The organism is Ruoffia sp. FAM 20857 (assembly GCF_045528645.1).
GTDB classification, from domain to species: domain Bacteria; phylum Bacillota; class Bacilli; order Lactobacillales; family Aerococcaceae; genus Ruoffia; species Ruoffia halotolerans.
The window spans coordinates 1-19,581 of record NZ_JBGQRB010000041.1; the positions used below are offsets into that span (position 1 = coordinate 1).

A 19,581-nucleotide genomic window follows, 5' to 3' on the forward strand; every position below is an offset into this window, starting at 1 on the left:
TGTCATCGATTGCACACAAACGGAACACGATTCCACGGAAATCCTTACACTACCGAACACCGTTGGAAGTATTTTTGAGTTACTTAGATGAAGCAGTTTTGTCTAGCTTAATTTGACAAATCAAATATACAAAAAACAACAGCTCGAATTTTTTGAACTGTTGTTTTTTTTACTTATAAAGCATCTTTGAAAAAGGCAGTACCTACACGAATAAAAGTAGCTCCCTCAGCTACAGCGATGGGGTAGTCTTGACTCATGCCCATGCTAACTTCGGTACAAGGAGCATTTGAAAAGTTACCTTGTTCCACTTCAACTTGTAACTCTTTTAAAAAGCGGAAATATTCATGAATTTCCTCTTGGCTGGCATCAATAGGAGCCATTGTCATTAGGCCAATGATATTTAACTTATCATATGCTTCTAACTCTTTTAAAGTGTCAGCCAACGCGTCGGGTTGGAAACCAGATTTACTATCTTCACCACTCACATTAACTTGAATGAAACAGTTAACCGGCTGCTCAGCGCGTTTTTGAATTTCTTTTGCTAAAGAGAGACGGTCCAGAGAGTGGAGATAATCAATATCATTAATAATCTTCTTCACTTGTCTCGTTTGTAAATTACCAATAAAATGCCATTGAATCTCATCATTAATATCTGCCAAATTTTCATATTTCTTTAAGAATACATCGGGGCGATTCTCCCCAAAGTGTTTTACTCCAAGAGCGTGCAAATCACGCATCGTTTTTTCATCAACGGTCTTAGTGACTGCAACTACAGTAGGCTCCTTGTTTCCAGCGGGTAGATGATTTTCAATCGTTTCTTGAATTACATTGATATTTGTTTTTAACGTTTGTTTCATTGTCACTTCGTTCACCAATCCTTTAATTATTCCTCTATTGAATTTATCAATAATGGTGGAGGGTGTCAATTTGAAGACATTCAAACGAATTCAAGAGTAATACTTGCATTGAACAAATATCCATGTTAGCATTATTTCGAAGTCGAGATAACACTTCATTGATCACTAATAAAAGTGAAAGACTTGACCTCTAAATTGATTCATGTTAATATTAATTCGAAATCGAGATGTAAACATTTAAAGTAAAATTTTAAATGCTTTTGCTCGGTTATAATTATTAACTTATAATTCGAAAACGAGATAATAAAATATGAACAATCTTTTAGGAGGAGCAACAATGAACAGAACCGAAGAATCATTAAAAGCATTTGTAGGGATCCAAAGAACAAGCGAAACTTTAGATAGAACAGTTAGAAAAGACTCAAGAAAACACGGTCTAAACTTAAATGAGTTTGCCGTACTAGAATTATTATTGAATAAAGGGCCACAACCCATTCAACAAATAAAAGAGAAAATTCTAATTGCGAGTAGCAGTACTACTTACTTAATTGATAAATTATGTGAAAAGGGACTTGTTGAGCGAATTGTAAATGAACAAGATCGTCGTATCATTCGTGCCTCTTTAACACCTAGCGGGAAAGAGTTAATTGAACGCATCTTCCCATCGCATGCTGAATTGATTAGAGAATCATTTGATAAATTATCGGATGATGAACTCACACAACTACGGTTCTTATTGAAGAAAATGAACGGCATAGACAACAAATAAAGGAGCGTTTTATTATGACGAACAATTTTGAACTTAAAGGAATTCACCACGTTACAGCGATTACGAATAGTGCTGAAAGAAACTATAAATTTATCACAGATATTTTAGGTATGCGTTTAGTTAAAAAGACAGTAAACCAAGATGATATCCAAACGTATCATACATTCTTTGCGGATGACATCGGATCACCAGGAACGGATTTAACATTCTTTGATTTTCCGAATATTCCTTCAGGAACTTATGGATTAAACTCAATTTCGCGTATTGGCTTACGTGTTCCTAACGATGCAGCATTAGAATACTACTTAAACCGTTTTGAAGAATTTGATGTAAAACACGGCGAAATTGAAGATTTATTCGGTACGAAAGTTTTAGAATTTGAAGAAGAAGATGGGCAGCGCTACCGTTTATTCTCAGATGAGAATAATGAAGGGGTAGAGGCTGGAACACCATGGCAAGATGGACCAGTACCAACAGATAAAGCTATCTACGGGCTTGGACCGATTGAAATTACTGTAAGTTATTTTGATGACTTCAAACAATTATTACAAGTAATCTATAATATGAAACCAATGATTGAAGAAGAGGAAGTTGCAGTCTTTGAAGTTGGTGAAGGTGGAAACGGTGGTCGTGTTATCTTACGTAAAGATGAGGAAACACCCGTTGGAATCCAAGGTTACGGAGAAGTTCACCACGTTTCATTTAGAGTTGAAGACCATGCAGCAATTAAATCATGGGAAGCAAAGTATAACCAAATCGGTGTTCGCCACTCTGGTTGGGTAGATCGTTTCTTCTTTGAAGCACTATATGCACGAATTGGCCATATCTTAATTGAAATCTCTACAGATGGACCAGGTTTCATGGGCGACGAACCATATGAAACATTAGGAGAAAAATTATCATTACCGCCATTCTTAGAAGAAAAACGTGACGAAATCGAAGCATCTGTACGTCCATTTGATACAACGCGCAATAAATAATAGCCAGGCGGCTTTGAAATCATTAATACAATATAAGGAGCTGATAATATGGAACCGGTGAAACATTTACACCATATTACTGCGATTGCAGGTCCCCCTCAAGAAAATTTACACTTTTATCGTGATGTTTTAGGCTTAAAATTAATTAAACAAACAGTTAATTTTGACGATGTAAATACATATCATTTCTATTTCTCAAATAAGGGAATGGATGATGGAACAATTTAACTTTCTTCCCATGGGATACGCGTAATCGTGGTGTCAAAGGTAGTGGAAAGTTGGAAGAATTGCTTTCTCAGTACCTAATGGGTCATTAGAACATTGGAAGAAACATTTAGAAACTCATGATGTGATTTTTGAAGAATCGAATATGTTTGGAAATCGTGGTATTATCTTTGAAGATCATCATACTTTACGCTTAGCAATCGTCGAAACTGATGAAGAGAATAATGATTCAGATATCTTAGGTTTCTACGGTGTGGAGTTACTATCAAGCCAACCAGAAGCAACAAGAGATACTTTACGGGACCAACTCGGTTTAGAGGAATTAGAAGCCACATTAGAATTCTTCCACTTAGAAACAGTGGGAGAACAACGTCATCACATTATTATACCTAAAGAAGCACTAGCGAGAGGTAGAGACGGTGTTGGAACAGTTCATCACGTGGCTTGGTCAATGGAAGACGATCTTAAACAACAAGAATGGCGTGAATACCTACAAGATGAAGGATTCCACGTGACAGATGTTAAGGACCGTAATTACTTTAAAGCAATGTACATGCGAGAAAAAGGCCATGTTCTACTCGAATATGCGACCGATGGTCCAGACTTTGCTGTCGATGAACCTTTAGATGCCTTAGGCCAAAAGCTCATGCTTCCAGAACAATATGAAAGCCAGCGAGAAGAAATCGAGAAAACTTTACCAAAAGTCGAATTATAGGAGGGGTTTATGCATTTTTTTAAAGCAGATAATATGTCCTCAAAGGACAATAAAAAGAAATTAGCAGGAACAATTATTCCAAGGCCGATTGCATTAGTGATGACGCAATCTGATGAAGTCATTAATATTGCACCTTTTAGTTACTTTAATATTGTTTCTAACAACCCACCTCTCATTTCGATTGCGATACAACGATCGAATGGTGAACTAAAAGACACTTCAAGAAATATTCTCGCAAAGAAAGAAGCGACGGTTCATGTTGTAGATGAGCGAATCGTAAACGATGCAAATGTAACATCAGCAACATTGCCTGCAGATGAGAGTGAGTTAAGTGTATCAAACTTTAACTTAATTGACTCAAAATTGATTGGTACACCAGGGATTAAAGAAGCCCTCGTCCGCTATGAGACACAGTTGTATAAAGCTGTTGAAATTACGGATGCATCAGGGTTAATCGTTGCGGATTTAATCATCCTAGAGGTGGTTGGTTTTCATCTTGCAGAAGAGATTTACGATGTTGACACAGGCTATATTATAGCAGACAAACTGAAACCTGTGAGTCGATTAGCCGGTGCGGAGTATGCCAAATTAGGTACGCAATTTGATTTAGTCCGACCAGATTAAAGGAGTTAATAATTTATGGAACATATCTTTAGAGAAGGAAAAGCAAACCATCCTGTATTCATTATGTTACATGGAACGGGTGGAAATGAAAAAAATTTACTACCCTTAGGTGAGATTTTAGATCCTGAGGCAGCAATCTTAGCCATCCGTGGAGATGTCGTAGAGAATGGCATGTTACGCTACTTTAAACGTAAAGAAGAAGGCGTATATGATGTTGAAGACTTAAATCAACGCGGAGAAGCTTTACATCAGTTTATCGTTGAATCGAGTAAAGAATATAACTTTAATTTAGATGATGCAGTCTTTGTTGGCTTTTCAAACGGATCAAACATTGCAATGAATATCTTATTAAGAGAAGACAGTCAAGTGAATAAAGGGGCACTCTTTGCACCAATGTATCCAGTGGACGTGTCTCATAATACAAAAGATATGAAAGATGTTTCAATTTTTTTATCAATGGGAGAAAATGATCCCATCGTTTCGTTAAATGATAGCGAGAATGTTGTTGATATCTTCGAGACACGCGGCGCAGAAGTCACAACGTTTTGGGTAAATTCCCATGAGTTAAATGGTGACACAGCTATGCAAGCAAAAGCTTGGTTAAATAAAGTTTTTAAATAATATAATAACAGAGGGACGAGATCATAATAGAACTCATCCCTCTGTTTGTTTGTGAATAAATTTGCTTTGAACTAAGTGAAATATCTGTTCAATAATAAAGAACAGCAAGATAGATACTAAAATTGAGCCCGGATAATAAAAGATATTAGGTACGGAAGAAAAGATGGGTTTATCTCTAAGATAAAAGTAATTACCATTAACAATTGGATTAAATAACGCCACGAAGACAAAGTATACTAAAAACAATAGAATGACACGCTTACGTGCGGATGCATAAACTTTATAGTTATAGGCAATCATACCGTAGAAGGGTAGTAGCAATGTAATAACATGATTCGTTAAAAAACTTACCCCTCTAGGATGCGTAATCGGTTCAATGTTTGATGGTACTAAGAAACTTAACCAAGCAAACACTGAGAAATAGGCAACGATCTTAAATAATTTTTCAGATTTAGTAAATAAGAAAATGATACCTAGAATGGTATTAATCCGACTAATGTGGAAGGGTAAGGATTCTTGTAATGTAAATTCACCGAGTAGGACATAAGAACCGTATAATAAAATTTGTTGAAGGATTGAAATAGTCACAATGTATTTTGAAATAGTATTGCGGTGGTCTCTAACATACGATTGATTCATAAATAAGAGGCAGGTAAAGAAAATTAAAACAGCAATATATAATAAATGATTCGGACCAAGAATTTGAATGTACTCCATGTTAGTTACTTACCTCGCTTTATAATATATTAGTTATAAAAAAATAGTTTAGTATGCATTCATTTTAAGAATCTCATTTCTTTTTGTCAAACTCATTTTTCATTTGTACTTTTAGATAGATATCGGTAAAATTAAATAAAAAGTATAAGGAGTTGTGAATCAGTGTTCCTAGAAGAATTGAGTCAAATTGTTAGCCCACCCATTATTCATATATTAGAATTAATCGGAATTTTTATTATTTTTTTCGGTAGTTTAAAGGTACTTTGGATTTTTATGAAATCTGGCTTTAACTTTCATGATAAGGCGATTACGATTACTTTAGGTGAAGTCCTCGCTTTGAGTTTACAGTTTAAACTTGGGGCAGAGGTTATTAAGACGGTCGTTATTCGAGATTTCCAAGAACTGATTGTATTAACCGTAGTTGTAATTCTAAGAATAGTTCTAAGTGTTGTCGTTCACTGGGAAGTAAAGAACGCGAATATGGAAGAACGCGATCGTTTAATGATCGATTCAGATAGTTTCGATTAATCAGCACTTATTATATACATACAAATACACCTTATTATTCAATATTCTTACTCATTTGAATAATAAGGTGTATTTATGTAAATGTTACTAATCTAAATTAAATTCATCTTTGAAAAATTCTTCGCGTTTTTCAAAACTAACTTCTTCGTGGATTTCATGTAACATCCAAATGTAATTTGCTTTGTCCAAGAACATTCCATTAGTTACACCCATCTCAGGCATATGCATAAGTTCTTGAATGACAGAAGCGCCATTATCAATTGCATTTTGGAAGGTATCTTTAATGTTAGGTACCATCACATTGAACCATAAAGTTTTAGGATCATCTTCTGTAGGTGCTAATAAATTATACTCAGCATTAGCATCTAAAAGATGGAAGCGAGTGCCGTATAAAGTAAACACTGCTTCGTTTAAACCTGTAGGGAAACTTGTTTTTTCAATGACTTCTAATGCATCAGCAAAGATTGCTTGATACATTTCAAGTGCTTTTAGTGAGTCTTCAACAACGAAATCAATCTCTACGCCTGTAATCATCTATTTGTTCTCGCTTTGATCATTACTGAAGTAATCAGCTACAACCGTCGCCATTGCACGGGCAGCAATCATCATTGAGCCTTCTTCGATATCGAATTTAGGACGGTGATGTGGGAAAGCTTCTTTATCTACTGGGGCTGCACCAACATAAAAGAAAGAACTTGGAACTTCTTTAGCGTAGTAAGCGAAGTCTTCTGATGGAGACATTGGTCCTGATTTAACAACTTCTGTAACATCTTCAAGATTAGCTTCAGATAAAACTGCACCAATGTGTTCTGTTAATTCTGGATCATTGTATAGAACAGGGTAGTCATTTGCGTAGTCAAGTTTGCAAGTAACGTTGTACATAACTTCAAGACCTTTCACGATACGTTTTACTTCGACTTCTATTTTTTTACGTACTTCTTCAGACATACCACGAACGTCACCTTCAAGGACTACTGAATCTTTAATAGCGTTAAATGATCCTTTACCGTCGAAAGAACCGATGGTTACAACACCTGTATCGAATGGACTTAAACGACGTGAAACAACTGTTTGTATCGCTGTAACAAAGTAACTAGCCGCAACAATCGCGTCATTCGCTTCGTGAGGACTTGAACCATGTCCACCAACACCTTGTACTTTAAGAACAAATTTCGCACGACCATTTTGTGCTTCACCTGGGACATAATGAATTTCTCCATATGGTTTGTTAGACATCACGTGGATACCAAAGGCATTATCAACACCGTCTAAGACACCATCTTTAATCATACCGATAGCCCCTCCTGGTGGAACTTCCTCAGCATCTTGATGAATTATAACAATCTTACCTTCGAACTCATCTTTTAATTCGATTAAAGCATCAGCTAAGATAAGTATGTAAGCAGTATGGGCATCATGACCACATGCATGCATCACACCTGGGTTTTTAGATGCAAAGGGTAAACCAGTGGCTTCTTCGATAGGTAGTGCATCAAAGTCAGCACGGATAGCTAACGTTTTACCTGGTTTACCAGAATCAATCGTTACTTTAACCCCGTGATTACCAACATTTGTTTGAACATCTACATCTTTATCTTTGTAAAAGTCCGCGATGTATTTAGAAGTATTCACTTCTTCAAAAGATAGTTCTGGATTTTCGTGTAAGTAGCGACGAATATCAATCATCTGATCTTTATTTTCTTCAATTTTTGCTAGTAATTTCTCTAACATTGTATGCCTCCTAAGGTTTTTCTTACTTTAATCATCTTATTCCTATTTCAGTATATTTTCAAGCTTTACCGCTTGTGTTTCCTTTATTGTTAGTCGATTAAAAATTGGCTATAATACAATTGAGAAACTGTAAAGACGGCTACTAAAAATTTACACACGAGATTTTAAAAACGCTTATACTACAGTAGGTTTTCTGAAAAAAATTAAGTTATAACGAACAATATGATTGTTTCATTAATGTTCGTGCGTAGAAGTATTGAAAGGTTTACTAGGTGCCTTATAATTAGAAAACAGACAGGGGTTTTATTTGATTCTAATATAAAGTATGTAGCTGACAATATAAAGGATGTAATAATACGATGGAGGTAGTTAAGAATGGCTGAAAAAAATTTAAAACAGACCCCACTTTTTGATTATTATGTTGAGAAAGGGTTAAAATTAACTGATTTTGGAGGCTGGGCACTGCCAATCCAATTCACAAAGATTCAAGAAGAACATGATGCGGTGCGTCAAACGGTTGGGATTTTTGAAGCTTCTCATATGGGGGAAATTTTAATTAAAGGTTCAAATGTGCTTGAATGGTTTAATCAAATCATCACGAACGATACACAAAGAATTTCATTAAACGACGCACAGTATACTGCCATCGTGAATGAGAATGGCTATACTTTAGATGATTTGATTTATTATTATGTTGCAGAGAATACATTATTTGTCACTCCCAATGCTGGAAATAAAGACAAAATTCTAGCATGGTTGAATGAGCATAATTCCGATAACACAGTCGAGATCGTCGATCAATCAGCAGAATACGGATTGATTGCGGTTCAAGGTCCAAATTCTGAAAAAGTATTAAAGGAAATTGTAGCACCTGAAGTGTTAGAATTAAATAATTTCCAAATGTTCAGTCAACAAACAATTGCGGGTGTTGATTCAGTGCGTATTTCTAAGACAGGTTACACAGGTGAATTGGGTTATGAATTATATATTCCATGGTCAGAGACAACCGAAGTTTGGGAGACGTTGCTTAACGTAGGTGAGTCTTATGGACTGAAAGAATGTGGTCTAGGAGCAAGAGACACCTTACGACTTGAAGCCGGTATGGCTTTATACGGCAATGATCTCAGCGAGGAAATTACACCGATTGAAGGTGGAATTGCTTTTGCAGTCGATTTAAATAAGGAGAACTTTATTGGTAAAGAAGCCCTTGAGACAGTGAAGAACGATCCGAATCGTTATATGTCTCGTGGCTTTGAACTGACTGGAAAAGGGATTGCTCGTCAAGGATATAAAGTCTATGAAACAGAAGAAAGTACGAAAGTCATTGGGGAAGTAACATCTGGAACAAAATCACCAACCTTTAAAAAAGCAATCGGTTTTGCACAAATTAGAAAACCATTTGCCAAAATAAACGATCGAATTTTTGTTGAGATTCGTAATAAACGCGTACCAGCGAAGATTACTAAAAAAGATTGGTTAAAAAATAAATAATTGGAGGAAGAAAAATGGATAAAAATACATTATTTTACACAGAAGATCACGAATGGGTTCAAGTATTGGATGACAATACTGTTCGTATCGGAATTACAGATTACGCTGTAGAACAATTAGGGGACATCGTTTATGTTGAAGTACCCGAGATGGATGAGGAATATGATTTAGAAGAAGCATTCGCAAACATTGAATCAGTGAAATCTACGTCAGAAATTTATGCACCAATTGCTGGGAAAGTAACTGCAGTGAATGAAACTTTAGAAGATGAACCTGAGAACGTTAACGAAGACCCTTATGAATTAGGGTGGATTTGTGAATTAACAAGTGAATCAGCTATTGATACATCTCATTTAATATCGTTAGAACAATATACTGAATTTGTAGAAGATTAAGTTTATTTTCAATCCAGTAATCGGAATGAATGTTTAAATGTGAGAGGATGAATGAGTTGAAAAAATTTCGTTATTTACCTCATACAGAGGAAGACAGAGAAAAAATGTTAAATACCATTGGCGTTAAGTCAGTGGATGAATTATATGAAGACGTCCCAAAAGCAGTTAGAACCCAGGAAAGAATGGATCTACCTAAAGAGTTAAGTGAATTTGAACTACTTAAACACGCTCGTGAGCTAGCTAGTAAGAACACAAATGCTACACAGATGCCTTACTTTATTGGGGCAGGAACGTATGACCATTATATCCCTTCAATTGTCCAAGCGATAATATCTAGACAAGAATTTCTAACAGCATACGTTCCGTATCAGCCTGAAATTAGCCAAGGAGAGCTACAGGCTTTATTTGAGTGGCAATCTATGATTGCAGAGTTGACTCAGATGGAAGTGGCAAACTGTGGGATGTATGACGGATATAATGCTATTGCTGAAGCAGCGAATTTAGCAATAAGTTCTGTAAGAAAATCATCAAAAATCTTAATATCTCAAGGGGTTAACCCACAAGGGATTGATGTCTTAAACACTTATGGCTTTGGTAAGGAATATGAAGTGAATGAAATTCCTTTAACAAATGATGTGACAGATACTGAAAAGCTTAAAGAGCAATTAGATGAGACTGTTGCTGCTGTCATTATTCAATACCCAAATTTCCTTGGATCTGTTGAAGATTTGAAAGAAATTGAAGAAGCAATGAGTGGTACAAAAGCATTACTTATTGTATCAGCAAATCCACTGGCTCTAGGTGCTCTAGAAGCGCCTGGTAAGTTAGGTGCAGATATTGTTGTTGGAGACGTACAACCATTTGGTATTCCAATGTCTTATGGTGGTCCTCACTGTGGATACTTTGCCACAACGAAGAAATTAATGCGTAAAATACCTAGTCGTATTGTCGGACAGACTAAAGATGAGAACGGCGAGCGTGGTTTTGTTATGACTTTAGCTACACGTGAACAACACATTCGTCGTGAGAAAGCGACAAGTAATTATAGTTCAAACCAAGCTTTATATGCTTTAGCTTCTGCCATAGCCATCTCTGCTTTAGGACGAGAAGGTATTGTTGAGATGGCAAAGCAAAATATTAATAAAGCTCATTATTTAAAAGACCAATTAGAAGCGCAAGGCTTCAAAGTTCTTAATCAAGTGCCTTTCTTCAATGAGTTTGTAATTCAATTAGAGCAACCTGTTAAAGAAGTTAACTTGGCATTACACCAACTAGGCTTTGTTGGTGGTTATGATGCGACTCGCTCAACAGGTATTGAGAATTCTTACTTATTATGTGCAACGGAGAAACGCTCGAAGTCAGAAATTGATGCTTTTGTATCGAGTTTAGTAGAGGTGACACGTCATGCTTAAAGAATATAATGAAATAATATTTGAAATTTCTCAACCTGGTCATATCAGTTATGATTTACCAGAGAACGATGTCCCAACGTATGATCTAACTAAAGATTTACCTAAATATTTAAATCGACAAGAAGTAGCAAAATTACCAGAAGTGTCAGAATTGCAACTGGTAAGACACTATACAGCCTTATCGAATAAAAACTTCGGTATTGAGTCTGGACCATATCCGCTTGGGTCATGTACGATGAAATATAACCCAAAAGTGAATGAGACGATTGCTGCTTTAGACGGATTCAGTCAAATTCACCCTCAACAAGAACCAGAGACAGCTCAAGGAGCCTTAGAATTATTGCATAACTTACAAGAATACCTTGCGGAAATTACAGGGATGGATCATATTTCTCTTCAACCTGCCGCTGGAGCTCATGGAGAATTAGCTGCAATATTGATGTTTAAAGCTTTTCATGAAGCGAACGGTGAAGGTGAGCAACGTAAGAATATTATTGTTCCAGACTCTGCTCATGGGACGAACCCTGCGACAGCAACGGTTGCTGGCTATGAAACGTTTGAAATCCCTTCAACTAAAGAAGGCATTATAGATATTGAAGCATTGAAACAAGTAGTCAATGAAGAGACGGCGGGTATTATGTTAACGAATCCTAATACAGCAGGTTTATATGAACGTGATATTCAAGAAATTGTAGACATTGTTCATGAAGTAGGTGGCTTAGCATATTACGATGGTGCTAATTCAAACGCGATTATGGGAATATCTAATCCAGGTGAAATGGGCTTTGATGCTGTTCACTTGAATTTACATAAGACCTTTACAGGACCTCACGGTGGTGGTGGTCCAGGATCAGGACCTATCGGTGTGAAAGCAAACTTAGAAGCTTTCTTACCTGTGCCTAGAATTGAAAAAGTAGACGAGCATTACATTATTAATTCTGACTATCCTCAAAGTATTGGTCGAATTAAAGGTAACTTTGGAAACTTTGGTGTGAATGTCCGTGCTTATTCTTATATTAGAACCATGGGTGCAGATGGTCTAACGCAAGTGTCTAAAGATGCCGTCTTGAATTCTAATTACTTGAAAGCACGTATTAAAGAATATTACGACGTTCCTTTTGCCCAACATTGTATGCATGAATTTGTTGTGAGTTGTAAACGACAAAAAGTTGAGCATAATGTCAATGCGAAAGATATTGGGAAACGTTTGTTAGACTATGGTATTCATTCACCAACGACATACTTCCCACTAATTGTAGAAGAATGTCTGATGATAGAACCGACTGAAACGGAATCAATCCGTGAATTAGACCAAATTGCAGATGCTTTTATTTCAATTTCAAAAGAAATTATGGAAGATCCAGAAATGGTTAAACAAGCACCACACTTAACATCAGTTAGAAGATTAGATGAGACAATCGCTGCGCGTAAGCCAGTGTTAACTTATCAAGCGAGTCTTCAATAATAAATAATAAAGTTTGACGGCAGATATTTATTTTCTGTCGTCTTTTTCATTTCAAAATATAAGCTAAAAAAATATATATTGAAATAATGGGACAAAAGAGCATAAAATCAAGCTTTATCATGGTATCGAAGCCAATACTATGGTAAATTAATTGATAAGTAGATTTAATTACTTAAACAAAATTAATGACGATGATTACATAATAAGAGGTGGATGGATGTCGATTCGATTAGCAACACAAAGTGATTTTGATATCATTATGGACAATTATAGAGTGATGACCGAATATCCGGGGCAAGTAGAGGCTGGGGCAGGTTGGGTACTTGGTATTTATCCTGATGAAACAATGATTCAAGAAGCGATTAATCTTAAACAATATTATGTTTTTGAACTAGAAGACAAAATCTGTGGTGGAATGATTATTAATGAAGCCTATACAGAAGGTTACGAAAAGGCAAACTGGCAAATACAAGCCGATGAAGGCGAATTCATATCGATACACGCTCTAGGTGTCATGCCTAATGCAAGAGGCAAAGGTATCGCAAAAGCATTAGTGCAATTTGCCCAAGCTTACGGGAATAAACGCAATTATAAAGCCATTCGCATTGATGTTTACGGAGTAAATAGAGCTGGGAAGAAATTATATCCAGCAACTGGCTTTGTTTTGGTTGATACCATTGAACTGTATTACGAAGATACAGGTTTAGCAGAATACTTAATGTATGAGTACATCATTTAGGAGGAATTTATTTATGGAAATTACTATTTGGTCGGATTTTGTTTGTCCTTTTTGCTACATTGCTGAGGAGCACTTAAACCGAGCTTTAAGTACTTTTTCTGAGAAGGACGATGTGACTATTGAATATAAAAGTTTTCAACTAGATCCAATGGGAACTTATCAACCTGAATTAAACTATTATGAAACCTTTGCGAAATTAAAAGGCATGCCAATGGATAAAGTCACACAAATGATGGACAGTGTCAAGAACATGGCAACTGAAGCTGGTTTAACAATGAATTATGACGATGCAAAGTACTCAAACACGTTAAAAGCTCACCGAGTCTTCCAGTATGCAAAAGAAGAAGGACGAGGGAACGATTATTTCCATCGTTTTTATCGAGCGCATTTCGTCGAAGGTTTGAATATAGAAGATAATGAAGTCATTGAAAAACTCAGTCAAGAACTAGAACTAAACTTAGCTGATGTTCAATCGATTCTTAATGATAGTCAAACTAATCATCAAAAAGTCCAAGATGATATTGCTACAGGGGGCTCGATTGGTGTTCAAGGGGTTCCATTCTTTGTGTTTAATAATAAATATGCTGTTTCAGGGGCTCAGCCAATTGAAGTTTTCAAAAATATCCTTGAACAAGTTGCAACTGAGTCATAAAATGAAGTATATATTTATAGGAGGTGGATGTATTGGAAAAAATTAGACAATTGCCTAAACGATATGTGATTACTGCCATCGTAGCTCTTTTAATTTTACTAATTTATTTTGTGGGTGCATTTTACTTTAAATCTCATTTTTTGCCTCGCTCTTATGCAGGACCAGTAGAAATTAGTCAAATGACACCACAACAAGCGACCGAAACGGTGGAGCAGAACCTTGAGTCAAAAACTTTGATTTTTAATGAAAATGAAAATAATATTGGCTACATCGAAATGAACCAAATTGGTATGTCTGCTGAAGTAGATGAACTTATGGGGCAAGCCATTCAAAATCAGAATGGCTGGAGTTGGCCAATTGCCTTCTTCAATGGCGATAAAGTCGTTAATATTCAAGATCAGATTCAAATTGATGAGAATATTGTAGCTGGCTTGGTTCCTAGTCTTGGAATTAAAAATGAAGAAAGAGAACCAACCGTTGATGCTCAATTAGTGAAGAATGCCAATGGTGAAATAAGTGTTTCAGAAGAAACATACGGAAACCAAGTTACTTCGGATAGTTTAGCTCAAGCGATTGTTCAGTCAGTGGGAACAGGAGCGGGGCAGTTAAATATCGAAGACGCCTATGTTAAACCAACAGAATTAACTGAAAGTGAGAGCTTGATTCAAAGAGCAGATATCATTGAACAAATGAAAAGTACATCTATTACATTGGAATTCGACGGAAACTCTGTTACAATCCCGCAAGGGCAAATTAACGCTTGGATTTATTTAGATGAGGATAATAACCCACAAGTGGATCAAGAAGCTGTGGAGGAATATATTCTTTCACTAAATGAACAATATGCAGGTTTATTCTTACCTCGTAATTTTAATAGTACTTATCAAGGAGAAGTTCAAGTACAACCTGGTACTTATGGTTGGTTTATCGATCGTTATGATGAAGCAGAGTTGATTGTTCAAGATATACATAACGGAGCTCAAGTCACTAGAGAACCTGTGATCGGTGGAAGTGGTTACGGTATGGGAGATTATGTCGGAGAGGATTATGTTGAAGTCGATATTGCTTATCAAATGATGTTTATTTACCGTGATGGACAACTCGTATTAGACACACCCATTGTTTCAGGAATCATTGGGGCAGAAACAGTTCCAGGCGCGTATCAAGTTTGGAATATGGAACAAGATACGAACTTAGTTGGCTACAATACAATTACTGAACAAGATTATGTTCAACCTGTGTCATATTGGATTGCTTTTGATGACCAAGCGCAAGGTATTCATGATGCCTCATGGCAGTCATCTTTCGGTGGGAATGCGTACCAAACAGCCGGATCACTTGGTTGTATTAATACGCCGCCCGGAATGATGGGGCAAGTATTTGAATTAGTTGAATATGGTATGCCAGTCATTATTTTTTAAATCTAGACTATAAAAAGAAATCGGGCTATCTTTAGTTCTCACTAAGGATAGCCCGATTTTTTGTTGTTATGTCATTATAGATGTTCGTTACCAAGTTGTTCATCTTCATCATGATACTCAATATAACGTTCTTTGTAGATACGTATAATGCTATTGAGTTTCACTAAAGACTCTTCATAATTATAAGTTGCTGATAAGATATGAATAACCCCATTACTATCATTATCATAGCTCGTATCGGCTTCCAGTTCATCCCAAGCTTGATCAAAGAATCGCTTCATAAATTCTAATTTAAAATCTTTTTGAGAATGAATAAAATTCACTTCTGATGCTGAAACTCGACCACTAAATTTAAGTAAAATTTGTTCGTGCCCAACCATTAATGTTTCAATGTGTTCGCGGAGCATTATTCTTAAATCTACTGGGAAACTTTGAAAGACGTGATCATTCGAATGAAGGGCATCAAGTAAATCAATGACTGATTTAGTTGTTTTAATCATTTGACGATAAATAACTAATCGTCTTGCTTTACCCATTCTCTCTGTCTTAGAGAATGTTACTTCATTATTCATTAAATCAAATAGAGTTGTTAGAGTAGAATATTCTTTTCTTGCCCATTGGATATCTCGATGTAGAATCGAGAAAGTGACATTCTTTCTGAGTGTCGCACGAATGAATATTAAAACTTCATTCGTCAAATTGACCAGAGTTGAGTAGAAAGGTTTGTCATGTTGCGGAGGGTAGACTAACCAATTAATAATGAAAGAAACAATCACCCCAATCGTTGTTTCTAACACACGGTATAGTGCAGCTAGATAATAATTGTCTGAAGTCGTTAACATTACTGCTACAAGTGTGATAACTGCTAATGTTAACACATCTGATAAGTTTAAGGCATTTAATACTGCAATCGTAACTACGGCAGCAATACCGATGGCTACAGGGTTACTCCCGATGGCAAAAAGCATGAAGACCGCAACGAGACCACCGATGATGTTACTTACTAATCGACGAGTAAACATGTCGAAAGATTTTCTTACTGATGGCATCGTTGTTGTAACTGCGGCAATCGCTGCAAGCGCTGCACTGTTATCAGGAATCAGTAGTATAGATAAATATGTCGCAAGTGAAATCGCTAGTCCTGTTTTTAAGACCCGCGCGCCAATTTTCATTTTTTTATTCTCCTAATGTAGATTTTAATTAACTTAATAGTACTTGATTTTCAGAAATATTCAAGATATAAGGTCCAATAATAATAGAGAATATTGTATTAAAGAACGATAGATTAGTAAAGGGTATTTGGACTACAATTAGATTACAAAAACAATAAATTTCTATAAATAAATACGCCCAGATTAATTCGCGTTAACTGGGCGCATAAATATGATAATGATTAAAAAATGTAATTAATAAGTTAAGCCAATTGTTTTTTCGACACGACTCAATGTAGACTCAGCGATAGCAGAAGCTCGTTTCGCTCCGTCTTGTAAGATATCGTCTAAATCTGAACTTGTTAATAGTGATTCATAACGTTCTTGGATAGGTTCTAGCGTTGAAACAACTAAGTCAGCTAGATCACCTTTGAAGTTACCATAGCCTTGGCAACTATAATCAGAAACGATTGAGTCAATAGATTTTCCACTGAAGCTTGCGTAGATTTGTAATAAGTTCGCTACAGCAGGTTGATTTTCTTTATCATAGTTCACTTCACCAATAGAATCCGTTACGGCACTCTTAATTTTCTTAGTGATTTGTTTTGGTGTATCTAACATAGATACAAATGATTTTGTATTTGTATCTGACTTACTCATCTTGCTTGTTGGATCTTGCAAGCTCATAATACGTCCGCCTTCTTCAGGTATAAGTGGTTCAGGTTTAACTAATAGATCATCATTATAGCGAGAATTAAAGCGGTCAACAAAGTTACGTGTTAATTCTAAATGTTGCTTTTGATCGTCTCCGACTGGAACAAAATTAGCATCATATAAGACAATATCTCCAACCATTAATGTTGGGTAAGCTAATAAACCAGCATTAACAGCTTCTTGCTTTCTAGCTTTATCTTTAAATTGAGTCATACGTTCTAACTCACCTAAACCAGTCATACATTGAATAATCCATGCCATTTGAGCATGAGCAGGGACATCAGATTGAACGAATAGAATCGCTTTTTTTGTATCAATACCAATGGCTAAGTATAAAGCAGCCAATTGACGTGTCATTTGTTTTAATATTTTTGGATCTTGTGGTACTGTGATGGCATGCTGATTAACGATAGAATAGATAGCGTCGTAAGAATCTTGTAAGTCAACAAAGCCTTTCATAGCACCAATATAATTACCAATTGTGGGGATTCCCGAAGGTTGCACTCCAGAAAAAACTTTTTCTTTCATAAAAATACCTCTTTTCAAATATTAAATATTTCTTAAATTATATTAGCATTATAACGTATTTATTGACAAAGAACAAAAATAAAAAATCTTAATGACCTGTAAATCTTAGTGTGTTAATGAATAATGACTTTGTGAATTAATGATGAATTCTTAATATAGTCTAAAGAGATGATTAGAAGTAAGATTGATTTTTTCATTTGAAAATGCTATACTATTAAACATAAAGCAATACAGATTGTGAAAACATACTTCATTAAAAGTATAACACTATTGTTTTTGTATCACTTTATTATTTCACAAAAGAGCTGCTAACGTACTAAACAGGAGCCGCAAAGTTTTAGCTAACTTTGTCAAAATTGAAAGGAGCAACTATATTATGGTTACTTTATACATCACTCCAAGCTGTACCTCATGTCGAAAAGCTCGCACATGGTTAGAAGAAAATGAAATTCCTTATGAGGAGCGTAATATTTTTACTGAACCATTATCAATCACAGAAATTAAGTCAATTTTACGAATGACAGAAAATGGGACAGAGGATATTGTTTCTACTCGTTCAAAAGCATATTCTGAATTAGATGTAGAATTAAGTGAGATTCCTTTAAATGATTTCTTCGAAATGATTCAAGAGCAACCTGGGCTGTTGCGTAGACCAATTATCATTGATGATAAAAGACTACAAATTGGATACAATGAAGATGAAATTCGTCGTTTCTTACCACGTGCAGTTCGTGCATTAGAATTACAAAAAGCACGCGCATTGGTTAACGAATAAAAACCATTTTTTATTATAACTATGACCGATTATTTATTAATCGGTTTTTTTGTCTTTTTTACTTGAAACATGACATTCTGATTGGTATGATAACGTAACACTAATGATTTGTGTATTGCTAGATTATTCGTATAATAGATGTAAGAAGATCTAAGGAGGTGTACGGATATGGAAATGGAACACATTAATGAAAATTTAATTAAAGTGTCAATTAGACAGGAAGACTTGGAAGAGCGAGGAATTGATTTCCTAGATTTAGTTGGTGATCAAAAGACGATTGAAAGATTTTTCTACTCAATTTTAGAAGAGGTAGATGTTGATAAGCACTTTCAGGAATCAGAAGCTGTCACTTTCCAAGTAATGCCTAATAAAGAAGGTTTGGAATTATATATAAGCCGAACAAATTTTGATGAAATGGATGAAATATGGGAAGATGAATTAACTAAACATCTCATAGAGCGTAAACGAGAAATGAATGAAAATGAATCAAATAAAGATGATAATAAAAAAGAGAAGACAATCTTAGATTTATTTGAAAATGAAGAGAGTATTCAAGAAACTGAAGATGTAAAATCAGTTGAAGGTGAAATTATTAAATTTGCTGACTTAGAGGATTTTCTTAAGTTATCGAGAGAAGTAACCACTGATTTGATTCGTGCAGACTTTTATCATATGAATTCAAATTATTACTTAGTCATTAACTATGTTGATTCTTCAATTGTTGAAGAATACGCGTACAACAAACTTTTAACTATGTTTGAGTATGGTGAAAAAGTCAAAGTAACTGAAGCAATCCTTCAAGAACATGGAGACATGTTACGAAGCAAGGATGCATTGAAGTATTTTGGAGAAAATTTCTGATAATATTTATAAGAGCCAATGGAAAATTTCCGTTGGCTCTTTTTTAATGAAATTGTAATAATGGAAAAGCCTCTTTTTTATGTATTTTGATTTGTCAAATTAAGCTAGACAAAACTGCTTCATCTAAGTAACTCAAAAATACTTCCAACGGTGTTCGGTAGTGTAAGGATTTCCGTGGAATCGTGTTCCGTTTGTGTGCAATCGATGACA

At 35.5% G+C, this 19,581-nt stretch carries 22 protein-coding genes and 2 pseudogenes; 17 read left to right on the forward strand and 7 right to left on the reverse strand.

The genetic code is table 11. The annotated features are described in order from the left end of the window. Positions 1 to 116 (forward strand): annotated as a pseudogene (locus tag ACEN4N_RS09035) (IS30 family transposase); the annotation flags it as partial. A 57-nt stretch (positions 117 to 173) separates the two neighbouring features. On the opposite strand, the gene ACEN4N_RS09040 reads toward ACEN4N_RS09035, so the two are convergent. Beyond that, a complete protein-coding gene (locus ACEN4N_RS09040) occupies positions 174 to 857 on the reverse strand; it encodes a YggS family pyridoxal phosphate-dependent enzyme (protein WP_407094100.1) in 684 nt (227 codons plus the stop codon). 337 nt (positions 858 to 1,194) lie between these two features. On the opposite strand from ACEN4N_RS09040, the gene ACEN4N_RS09045 reads away from it, so the two are divergent. The 6 genes from ACEN4N_RS09045 (at position 1,195) to ACEN4N_RS09070 (ending at position 4,791) form a co-directional block, all read left to right on the forward strand. Then, the gene (locus ACEN4N_RS09045; RefSeq protein ID WP_338489518.1) at positions 1,195 to 1,626 is read left to right on the forward strand and encodes a MarR family transcriptional regulator; all 432 of its coding nucleotides are present in this window, start codon (positions 1,195 to 1,197) and stop codon (positions 1,624 to 1,626) included. Between the two features lie 14 nt (positions 1,627 to 1,640). Beyond that, positions 1,641 to 2,606, forward strand: coding sequence for a VOC family protein (locus ACEN4N_RS09050; protein WP_407094101.1), 966 nt, complete (start codon positions 1,641 to 1,643; stop codon positions 2,604 to 2,606). 48 nt (positions 2,607 to 2,654) lie between these two features. Then, a complete protein-coding gene (locus ACEN4N_RS09055; RefSeq protein ID WP_407090419.1) occupies positions 2,655 to 2,834 on the forward strand; it encodes a VOC family protein in 180 nt (59 codons plus the stop codon). A 121-nt stretch (positions 2,835 to 2,955) separates the two neighbouring features. Next, positions 2,956 to 3,546, forward strand: coding sequence for a VOC family protein (locus tag ACEN4N_RS09060; protein ID WP_407094102.1), 591 nt, complete (start codon positions 2,956 to 2,958; stop codon positions 3,544 to 3,546). 9 nt (positions 3,547 to 3,555) lie between these two features. Beyond that, positions 3,556 to 4,170, forward strand: a complete 615-nt coding sequence (locus tag ACEN4N_RS09065) for a flavin reductase family protein (protein WP_407090417.1) — start codon at positions 3,556 to 3,558, stop codon at positions 4,168 to 4,170. A gap of 15 nt (positions 4,171 to 4,185) precedes the next feature. After that, positions 4,186 to 4,791 carry an alpha/beta hydrolase gene (locus ACEN4N_RS09070; RefSeq protein ID WP_407090416.1) on the forward strand — a complete coding sequence of 202 codons (606 nt, stop codon included), beginning with the start codon at positions 4,186 to 4,188 and terminating at the stop codon, positions 4,789 to 4,791. Positions 4,792 to 4,824: 33 nt separating this feature from the next. Here the strand turns inward: ACEN4N_RS09070 and ACEN4N_RS09075 are convergent, their stop codons facing one another. Then, complete coding sequence (locus ACEN4N_RS09075) at positions 4,825 to 5,508, reverse strand: TIGR02206 family membrane protein (protein WP_407090415.1); 684 nt, start codon at positions 5,506 to 5,508, stop codon at positions 4,825 to 4,827. Between the two features lie 162 nt (positions 5,509 to 5,670). On the opposite strand from ACEN4N_RS09075, the gene ACEN4N_RS09080 reads away from it, so the two are divergent. After that, positions 5,671 to 6,036 carry a DUF1622 domain-containing protein gene (locus ACEN4N_RS09080; protein WP_407090414.1) on the forward strand — a complete coding sequence of 122 codons (366 nt, stop codon included), beginning with the start codon at positions 5,671 to 5,673 and terminating at the stop codon, positions 6,034 to 6,036. An 87-nt stretch (positions 6,037 to 6,123) separates the two neighbouring features. On the opposite strand, the gene ACEN4N_RS09085 is transcribed toward ACEN4N_RS09080, so the two are convergent. Further along, a complete protein-coding gene (locus ACEN4N_RS09085) occupies positions 6,124 to 6,570 on the reverse strand; it encodes a VOC family protein (protein ID WP_407090413.1) in 447 nt (148 codons plus the stop codon). Further along, entirely contained in the window at positions 6,571 to 7,767 is a 1,197-nt protein-coding gene (locus tag ACEN4N_RS09090) for a M20 family metallopeptidase (RefSeq protein ID WP_407094103.1), read from the reverse strand. It abuts the gene before it with no gap. 375 nt (positions 7,768 to 8,142) lie between these two features. On the opposite strand from ACEN4N_RS09090, the gene gcvT reads away from it, so the two are divergent. From gcvT to ACEN4N_RS09125, 7 genes are all read left to right on the forward strand, one after another. Next, on the forward strand, positions 8,143 to 9,258 hold the full coding sequence (gene gcvT / locus ACEN4N_RS09095; RefSeq protein ID WP_407090411.1) for a glycine cleavage system aminomethyltransferase GcvT: 1,116 nt from the start codon (positions 8,143 to 8,145) through the stop codon (positions 9,256 to 9,258). Between the two features lie 14 nt (positions 9,259 to 9,272). Further along, positions 9,273 to 9,653 (forward strand): glycine cleavage system protein GcvH, encoded by a 381-nt coding sequence (gene gcvH, locus ACEN4N_RS09100; RefSeq protein ID WP_138404015.1) that lies wholly within the window; start codon positions 9,273 to 9,275, stop codon positions 9,651 to 9,653. Positions 9,654 to 9,709: 56 nt separating this feature from the next. Continuing rightward, positions 9,710 to 11,065: an aminomethyl-transferring glycine dehydrogenase subunit GcvPA gene (gcvPA, locus tag ACEN4N_RS09105; RefSeq protein ID WP_407094104.1), complete on the forward strand. Its 1,356-nt coding sequence runs from the start codon at positions 9,710 to 9,712 to the stop codon at positions 11,063 to 11,065. After that, a complete protein-coding gene (gcvPB, locus tag ACEN4N_RS09110; protein WP_407090409.1) occupies positions 11,058 to 12,530 on the forward strand; it encodes an aminomethyl-transferring glycine dehydrogenase subunit GcvPB in 1,473 nt (490 codons plus the stop codon). Before gcvPA ends, gcvPB begins: the two co-directional genes overlap by 8 nt. 217 nt (positions 12,531 to 12,747) lie before the next feature. Further along, a complete protein-coding gene (locus ACEN4N_RS09115) occupies positions 12,748 to 13,269 on the forward strand; it encodes a GNAT family N-acetyltransferase (RefSeq protein WP_407090408.1) in 522 nt (173 codons plus the stop codon). A 13-nt stretch (positions 13,270 to 13,282) separates the two neighbouring features. Then, complete coding sequence (locus ACEN4N_RS09120) at positions 13,283 to 13,921, forward strand: DsbA family protein (protein WP_407090407.1); 639 nt, start codon at positions 13,283 to 13,285, stop codon at positions 13,919 to 13,921. 32 nt (positions 13,922 to 13,953) lie between these two features. Then, positions 13,954 to 15,342 (forward strand): L,D-transpeptidase family protein, encoded by a 1,389-nt coding sequence (locus ACEN4N_RS09125; protein WP_407090406.1) that lies wholly within the window; start codon positions 13,954 to 13,956, stop codon positions 15,340 to 15,342. Between the two features lie 74 nt (positions 15,343 to 15,416). Here the strand turns inward: ACEN4N_RS09125 and ACEN4N_RS09130 are convergent, their stop codons facing one another. Together ACEN4N_RS09130 and trpS are read right to left on the reverse strand one after the other, a co-directional pair. Then, positions 15,417 to 16,514, reverse strand: coding sequence for an FUSC family protein (locus ACEN4N_RS09130; RefSeq protein WP_407090405.1), 1,098 nt, complete (start codon positions 16,512 to 16,514; stop codon positions 15,417 to 15,419). 234 nt (positions 16,515 to 16,748) lie between these two features. After that, complete coding sequence (trpS, locus tag ACEN4N_RS09135) at positions 16,749 to 17,735, reverse strand: tryptophan--tRNA ligase (protein WP_138404022.1); 987 nt, start codon at positions 17,733 to 17,735, stop codon at positions 16,749 to 16,751. Between the two features lie 376 nt (positions 17,736 to 18,111). Between trpS and spxA the strand changes: the two genes are divergently transcribed. Further along, positions 18,112 to 18,510, forward strand: a complete 399-nt coding sequence (gene spxA / locus ACEN4N_RS09140; protein WP_138404023.1) for a transcriptional regulator SpxA — start codon at positions 18,112 to 18,114, stop codon at positions 18,508 to 18,510. A 168-nt stretch (positions 18,511 to 18,678) separates the two neighbouring features. Beyond that, complete coding sequence (locus ACEN4N_RS09145; protein WP_407094105.1) at positions 18,679 to 19,371, forward strand: adaptor protein MecA; 693 nt, start codon at positions 18,679 to 18,681, stop codon at positions 19,369 to 19,371. Positions 19,372 to 19,465: 94 nt separating this feature from the next. Here ACEN4N_RS09145 and ACEN4N_RS09150 read toward each other — a convergent pair. Then, positions 19,466 to 19,581 (reverse strand): annotated as a pseudogene (locus tag ACEN4N_RS09150) (IS30 family transposase); the annotation flags it as partial.